At 58.2% G+C, this 8438-nt stretch carries 2 protein-coding genes; one reads left to right on the top strand and one right to left on the bottom strand.

All coding sequences use genetic code 11. The features are described 5' to 3' along the window. The coding region (locus ACSIPU_RS29665; protein ID WP_435322458.1) for an Ig-like domain-containing protein at window positions 1-7724 on the bottom strand (7724 nt) is incomplete at its 3' end. Window positions 7725-7888: 164 nt separating this feature from the next. Here ACSIPU_RS29665 and ACSIPU_RS29660 point away from each other — a divergent pair. Then, on the top strand, window positions 7889-8116 hold the full coding sequence (locus tag ACSIPU_RS29660; RefSeq protein WP_064374117.1) for a hypothetical protein: 228 nt from the start codon (window positions 7889-7891) through the stop codon (window positions 8114-8116). Window positions 8117-8438: the final 322 nt, after the last annotated feature.

The following is an 8438-nucleotide window of genomic DNA, read 5'->3' as shown; positions in this document are numbered from 1 at the left end:
GAATCCGAGTCGCTGTCAGAGTCGGAGTCACTGTCGGAATCCGAGTCGCTGTCGGAGTCCGAGTCGCTGTCAGAGTCCGAGTCACTGTCAGAATCGGAATCGCTGTCAGAGTCAGAATCGCTGTCAGAATCCGAGTCGCTGTCAGAATCCGAGTCGCTGTCGGAGTCCGAATCGCTGTCCGAATCCGAGTCGCTGTCGGAATCCGAGTCGCTGTCGGAATCCGAGTCGCTGTCGGAATCCGAATCGCTGTCAGAATCCGAGTCGCTGTCGGAATCCGAATCGCTGTCGCTATCCGAGTCGCTGTCAGAGTCCGAATCGCTGTCGGAATCCGAGTCACTGTCAGAATCCGAATCGCTGTCGGAATCCGAGTCGCTGTCAGAATCCGAATCGCTGTCGGAATCCGAGTCGCTGTCGGAGTCCGAATCGCTGTCAGAGTCAGAATCGCTGTCGCTATCCGAGTCACTGTCCGAATCCGAGTCGCTGTCGCTATCCGAATCGCTGTCGGAATCCGAGTCGCTGTCGGAGTCGGAATCGCTGTCGGAATCGGAGTCGCTGTCAGAATCCGAATCGCTGTCGGAATCCGAATCGCTGTCCGAATCCGAGTCGCTGTCAGAGTCCGAATCGCTGTCGGAATCCGAGTCACTGTCAGAATCCGAATCGCTGTCGGAGTCAGAGTCGCTGTCGGAATCCGAGTCGCTGTCGGAGTCCGAATCGCTGTCAGAGTCAGAATCGCTGTCGCTATCCGAATCGCTGTCGGAATCCGAGTCACTGTCAGAGTCGGAATCGCTGTCGGAATCCGAGTCACTGTCAGAATCCGAATCGCTGTCGGAATCCGAATCGCTGTCAGAGTCCGAATCCGAGTCACTGTCAGAGTCCGAATCGCTGTCGCTATCTGAGTCGCTGTCGGAGTCGGAATCGCTGTCAGAATCCGAATCGCTGTCCGAATCAGAATCGCTGTCCGAATCCGAGTCGCTGTCGGAATCGGAATCGCTGTCAGAGTCCGAATCGCTGTCAGAATCCGAGTCACTGTCAGAATCGGAATCGCTGTCAGAGTCAGAATCGCTGTCGGAATCGGAATCGCTGTCAGAGTCAGAATCGGAATCGCTGTCGGAATCCGAGTCGCTGTCGGAATCCGAGTCGCTGTCCGAATCCGAGTCGCTGTCGGAGTCAGAGTCGCTGTCCGAATCCGAGTCGCTGTCCGAATCCGAGTCGCTGTCGGAGTCAGAGTCGCTGTCGGAATCGGAATCGCTGTCGGAGTCAGAGTCGCTGTCGGAGTCCGAATCGCTGTCAGAGTCGGAATCGCTGTCGGAATCGGAGTCGCTGTCAGAGTCCGAATCGCTGTCGGAGTCAGAATCGCTGTCGCTATCCGAGTCGCTGTCTGAGTCAGAGTCGCTGTCGGAATCGGAGTCACTGTCGGAGTCGGCATCGCTGTCGGAGTCCGAATCGCTGTCCGAATCCGAGTCGCTGTCAGAGTCCGAATCGCTGTCGCTATCCGAATCGCTGTCGGAGTCCGAATCGCTGTCAGAGTCGGAATCGCTGTCGGAATCGGAGTCGCTGTCAGAGTCCGAATCACTGTCCGAATCCGAGTCACTGTCAGAATCGGAATCGCTGTCAGAGTCCGAATCGCTGTCCGAATCCGAGTCGCTGTCGGAGTCAGAGTCGCTGTCGGAATCGGAGTCACTGTCGGAGTCGGCATCGCTGTCTGAATCCGAGTCGCTGTCGGAATCCGAATCGCTGTCCGAATCCGAGTCGCTGTCAGAATCCGAGTCACTGTCAGAATCGGAATCGCTGTCAGAGTCCGAATCGCTGTCAGAGTCAGAATCGCTGTCAGAGTCCGAATCGCTGTCAGAATCCGAGTCGCTGTCAGAGTCCGAGTCACTGTCAGAATCCGAGTCGCTGTCAGAGTCAGAATCGCTGTCGCTATCCGAGTCGCTGTCGGAGTCCGAATCGCTGTCAGAGTCGGAGTCACTGTCGCTATCCGAGTCACTGTCAGAGTCCGAATCACTGTCACTATCCGAGTCGCTGTCGGTGTCGTCGCTGAGATCGATAGTTAACTCAAAAGTCGGGGAGCGTTCGCTGACGTTCCCGGCCAGATCGGTCACCGTGGTGCTCAGGCTGTGGCTGCCTTCGTCCAGCGCATCAGGTGTGAAGCTCCAGCGTCCGTCCTCCCCGGCAACTACCGTACCCAGTACCGTGTCGCCGTCATAGATCGTGACTGTGGCGCCCGCCTCGGCGGTACCGCTCAGGGTCGGCGTGTCATCATCCGTTACGTTGCCGCTGTTCAGTGTACCCGTGTCTTCTCCTGCATTATCAGTCACCTGCAGATCGCTGACCGGATTCACGATTGTGTCCACCGTCAGCTCAAACGCCGGAGAGCGCTCGCTGACATTCCCCGCCTTATCCGTCACGGTGGTGCTCAGGCTGTGGTCGCCCTCGTTCAGGGTGTCCGGAGTGAAAGTCCAGCGTCCGTCCTCCCCGGTAACCACCGTACCCAGTACGGTGTCACCGTCGTAGATCGTGACCGTGGCCCCCGCCTCGGCGGTACCGCTCAGGGCCGGCGTGGCGTCGTTGGTCAGATCGCCGCTGGTCAGCGGGCCGGTGTGTCCGGCCACATCGTCAGTCACCTGCAGATCGCTGACCGGAGTCACGACTGTGTCCACCGTCAGCTCAAACACCGGAGAGCGCTCGCTGACGTTCCCGGCCTTGTCCGTCACGGTGGTGCTCAGGCTGTGGCTGCCCTCGTCCAGGGTATCCGGCGTAAAGCTCCAGCGTCCGTCCTCGCCGGCAACCACCGTACCCAGCACCGTGTCGCCGTCATAGATCGTGACCGTGGCGCCCGCCTCCGCCGTGCCGCTCAGGGTCGGCGTGGCATCGTTGGTCAGATCGCCGCTGGCCAGCGGGCCGGTGTGTCCGGCCACGTCGTCGGTCACCTCCGGCGCACTGGCAGACGGCGCGGTGGTATCAATCGTCAGCTCAAACGCCGGGGAACGCTCGCTGACGTTCCCGGCCTTATCCGTCACGGTGGTGCTCAGGCTGTGGCTGCCTTCGTCAAGTGCATCGGGGGTGTAACTCCAGCGTCCGTCCTCGCCGGCAACCACCGTACCCAGCACCGTGTCGCCGTCATAGATCGTGACCGTGGCGCCCGCCTCGGCGGTACCGCTCAGGGCCGGCGTGGCGTCGTTGGTCAGATCGCCGCTGGCCAGCGGGCCGGTATGCCCGGCCACATCGTCAGTCACCTGCAGACCGCTGACCGGAGTCACGACTGTATCCACCGTCAGCTCAAACACCGGAGAGCGCTCGCTGACGTTTCCGGCCTTGTCGGTCACGGTGGTGCTCAGGCTGTGGCTGCCCTCGTTCAGGGTATCCGGCGTGAAGCTCCAGCGTCCGTCCTCCCCGGCAACCACCGTACCCAGTACGGTCTCACCGTCATAGATGGTCACCGTGGCACCCGCCTCTGCCGTGCCGCTCAGGGTCGGCGTGGCATCGTTGGTCAGATCGCCGCTGGTCAGCGGGCCGGTATGCCCGGCCACGTCGTCGGTCACCTGCAGATCGCTGACCGGAGTCACGACTGTGTCCACCGTCAGCTCAAACACCGGGGAACGCTCGCTGACGTTTCCGGCCTTGTCGGTCACGGTGGTGCTCAGGCTGTGGTCGCCCTCGTTCAGGGTGTCCGGCGTGTAACTCCAGCGTCCGTCCTCCCCGGCAACCACCGTACCCAGTACGGTGTCGCCGTCGTAGATCGTGACTGTGGCCCCCGCCTCGGCGGTACCGCTCAGGGCCGGCGTGGCGTCGTTGGTCAGATCGCCGCTGGCCAGCGGGCCGGTATGCCCGGCCACGTCGTCGGTCACCTGCAGACCGCTGACCGGAGTCACGACTGTATCCACCGTCAGCTCAAACGCCGGGGAACGCTCGCTGACGTTCCCGGCCTTATCCGTCACGGTGGTGCTCAGGCGGTGGCTGCCTTCGTTAAGTGCATCGGGGGTGTAACTCCAGCGTCCGTCCTCGCCGGCAACCACCGTACCCAGTACGGTCTCACCGTCATAGATGGTCACCGTGGCACCCGCCTCTGCCGTGCCGCTCAGGGTCGGCGTGGCATCGTTGGTCAGATCGCCGCTGGTCAGCGGGCCGGTATGCCCGGCCACGTCGTCGGTCACCTGCAGATCGCTGACCGGAGTCACGACTGTGTCCACCGTCAGCTCAAACGCCGGAGAGCGCTCGCTGATGTTCCCGGCCTTGTCGGTCACGGTGGTGCTCAGGCTGTGGCTGCCTTCGTCCAGCGCATCAGGGGTGTAGCTCCAGCGTCCGTCCTCGCCGGCAACCACCGTACCCAGTACGGTATCGCCGTCGTAGATCGTGACCGTGGCCCCCGCCTCCGCCGTGCCGCTCAGGGTTGGTGTGGCGTCGTTGGTCAGATCGCCGCTGGTCAGCGGGCCGGTGTGTCCGGCCACGTCGTCGGTCACCTCCGGCGCACTGGCAGACGGCGCGGTGGTATCAATTGTCAGCTCAAACGCCGGGGAGCGCTCGCTGACGTTCCCCGCCTTATCCGTCACCGTGGTGCTCAGGCTGTGGCTGCCTTCATCCAGTGCATCAGGGGTGTAGCTCCAGCGTCCGTCCTCGCCGGCAACCACGGTACCCAGTACGGTATCGCCGTCGTAGATCGTGACCGTGGCCCCCGCCTCCGCCGTGCCGCTCAGGGTCGGCGTGGCATCGTTGGTCAGATCGCCGCTGGCCAGCGGGCCGGTGTGTCCGGCCACGTCGTCGGTCACCTCCGGCGCACTGGCAGACGGCGCGGTGGTATCAATCGTCAGCTCAAACGCCGGGGAACGCTCGCTGACGTTCCCGGCCTTGTCGGTTACGGTGGTGCTCAGGCTGTGGCTGCCTTCATCCAGTGCATCAGGGGTGTAGCTCCAGCGTCCGTCCTCACCGGCAACCACCGTACCCAGTACCGTGTCGCCGTCATAGATCGTGACCGTGGCCCCCGCCTCGGCGGTACCGCTCAGGGTCGGTGTGGCGTCGTTGGTCAGATCGCCGCTGGTCAGCGGGCCGGTATGCCCGGCCACGTCGTCGGTCACCTCCGGCGCACTGGCAGACGGCGCGGTGATATCAATCGTCAGCTCAAACGCCGGGGAACGCTCGCTGACGTTTCCGGCCTTGTCGGTCACGGTGGTGCTCAGGCTGTGGTCGCCCTCGTTCAGGGTGTCCGGCGTGAAAGTCCAGCGTCCGTCCTCCCCGGCAACCACCGTACCCAGTACGGTGTCACCGTCGTAGATCGTGACCGTGGCGCCCGCCTCGGCGGTACCGCTCAGGGCCGGCGTGGCGTCGTTGGTCAGATCGCCGCTGGCCAGCGGGCCGGTATGCCCGGCCACATCGTCGGTCACCTGCAGATCGCTGACCGGGGTCACAACTGTATCCACCGTCAGTTCAAACGCCGGAGAACGCTCGCTGACGTTTCCGGCCTTGTCGGTCACGGTGGTGCTCAGGCTGTGGCTGCCTTCGTCCAGCGCATCCGGAGTGAAAGTCCAGCGTCCGTCCTCGCCGGCAACCACCGTACCCAGTACGGTGTCACCGTCGTAGATCGTGACCGTGGCGCCCGCCTCGGCGGTACCGCTCAGGGTTGGTGTGGCGTCGTTGGTCAGATCGCCGCTGGTCAGCGGGCCGGTATGCCCGGCCACGTCGTCGGTCACCTCCGGTGCACTGGCAGACGGCGCGGTGGTATCAATCGTCAGCTCAAACGCCGGGGAACGCTCGCTGACGTTCCCGGCCTTGTCGGTCACCGTAGCGCTCAGGCTATGAGGACCTTCGCTAAGCTCCGGTAAAGTAAAGCTCCAGTTGCCATCCTGATCCACAACCACTGAACCCAGTACGGTATCGCCGTCATAAATCGTTATCGTGGCGCCCGCTTCTGCCGTCCCTTTGATCTCCGGCGTTGTATCATCGGTCACATCACCGGAATGAAGCACACCAGTGATGGAACCAACATTGTCATTAACCGTGATGTTCTGTGCTGCAGTGGGTGCTTCAGTATCAGAATCGCTGTCAGAATCCGAGTCACTGTCGGAATCCGAGTCACTGTCAGAATCCGAATCGCTGTCCGAATCCGAGTCACTGTCAGAGTCCGAATCGCTGTCAGAGTCGGAATCGCTGTCAGAATCCGAATCGCTGTCAGAGTCCGAATCGCTGTCAGAGTCCGAATCGCTGTCAGAGTCCGAGTCACTGTCGGAATCCGAATCGCTGTCTGAATCGGAGTCGCTGTCAGAGTCGGAATCGCTGTCTGAATCCGAGTCGCTGTCGGAGTCCGAGTCGCTGTCAGAGTCCGAATCGCTGTCGGAGTCCGAGTCGCTGTCAGAGTCCGAATCGCTGTCAGAGTCCGAATCGCTGTCGGAGTCCGAGTCGCTGTCAGAGTCCGAATCGCTGTCTGAGTCCGAGTCACTGTCGGAATCCGAATCGCTGTCTGAATCGGAGTCGCTGTCAGAGTCGGAATCGCTGTCCGAATCCGAGTCGCTGTCGGAATCCGAATCGCTGTCAGAGTCCGAGTCACTGTCGGAATCCGAATCGCTGTCTGAATCCGAATCGCTGTCCGAATCCGAGTCGCTGTCTGAATCGGAGTCGCTGTCCGAATCCGAGTCGCTGTCCGAATCCGAATCGCTGTCAGAGTCAGAATCGCTGTCTGAATCTGAATCGCTGTCCGAATCCGAATCGCTGTCAGAGTCAGAATCGCTGTCAGAGTCAGAATCGCTGTCAGAGTCAGAATCGCTGTCGCTATCCGAGTCACTGTCCGAATCGGAATCGCTGTCGGAATCCGAGTCGCTGTCAGAGTCAGAGTCGCTGTCCGAATCCGAGTCACTATCAGAATCGGAATCGCTGTCAGAGTCAGAATCACTGTCAGAATCCGAGTCACTGTCGGAATCCGAATCACTATCGGAGTCCGAATCACTGTCAGAGTCCGAATCGCTGTCTGAATCGGAATCGCTGTCGGAATCCGAGTCGCTGTCGGAATCCGAATCGCTGTCGGAATCCGAATCGCTGTCAGAGTCAGAGTCGCTGTCCGAATCGGAATCGCTGTCCGAATCCGAGTCGCTGTCAGAATCCGAGTCGCTGTCAGAATCCGAGTCACTATCAGAATCCGAGTCACTATCAGAATCGGAATCGCTGTCAGAGTCCGAGTCACTGTCTGAATCGGAATCGCTGTCGGAATCAGAATCGCTGTCGCTATCCGAGTCGCTGTCAGCATCCGAGTCACTATCGGAGTCCGAATCACTGTCCGCATCTGAGTCAGTTTCTGAAATCGAAGAGTGGTGATCTTTATTTGAGGTACCAGCAAACATTGCCGCAATACCCAGCAAAGCCGCGCCCGCCATTACCCATCCGGCAATACTTTGCCCTGCGCCTCCGGAGGCGATGACTTCTGAGAGATCGCTAATCAGCGAATAGTGGGCCCCATCGGTACCCGCACCTTCCAGCCACCATAGTGCGCCGGTTTCATCATCCATGAGCACCAAATCACTGTGCTGTCCATGCTCATCCACAACGAAAAAGTTTTTAATAGTAACGGTATCGCCGTTGTGGAGTTTTAGAACCAGATCATTACCTTGCCGGGTATACGAACTAATATCTTCACGCTTAACGTGCAGGAGAACCACTGACTGCGTATTGAGATTAATTAGATTGCCATCAACGGTGTATTCAACACCCGTTTCTTTCACTGTCACATTTATATTTTTCATCAGGTTACACCCTTGAAATGAAGACGCAGTCAGAGGTATGAGATAATTCTTAATTAGGCATCTTATTAGATATACCAGAACTTGCAGTCCCGCAAGGAGAGGGAAAACATTCCATTCACATCCTGAAATAACACAAACCCCATATATTACATAACGTTAAAATAATGAGCTTACATTTTGAGATGTTAATAAGAGAGATAATTAAAACGGTTACTCACGGTTATTACAATAAAGATAAAGTCATGGATAATACTTTTCTAATAGCGTTAAACCGCCATTTTTATGATAATAGAAAAATATCTGTGATATCTCTCAAAAAAATCATGCAAGAAAAAGCAAAAAATAATTTAAAGTTTAAAGTAAATTTTAAGCAATATCCATTATATTTATAATGGTTTACTTATAAAAATAAATTGTTTGTGAATGGGGAAATTTATAAATAAGCAAGAGGGAATTCAGAGAGAGTCTTTTAAACCCACAAAGTTAATGTGAGTTATCGGAAATTAAAGAAACGTTTCGATGTAGTTTTAATTAAAATACTACCCACAAATAATTTAATGCATATGCATAATAAAAAACCCCGGCCTGCCGCTGAGGGATCCCCATAAAACAGCGCTAATAAACCAGCACCATACTTCGGTAGGCTCTGGCGAGGTGGTTAAGAACGGTGCTCAGCACCGTTCGCCTTAATATTAGCGGGGAGTGTCGCAGGAC

The sequence above is a fragment of the Klebsiella sp. HN106 genome, assembly GCF_051209435.1.
Taxonomy (GTDB): domain Bacteria; phylum Pseudomonadota; class Gammaproteobacteria; order Enterobacterales; family Enterobacteriaceae; genus Klebsiella; species Klebsiella oxytoca.
This window is presented reverse-complemented; position numbering and strand designations above follow the sequence as displayed.

Bases quoted from the DNA above. Each gene is read 5' to 3' on its own strand.
- ACSIPU_RS29660 (WP_064374117.1), top strand. From the start codon at position 7,889: ATGAGCTTACATTTTGAGATGTTAATAAGAGAGATAATTAAAACGGTT.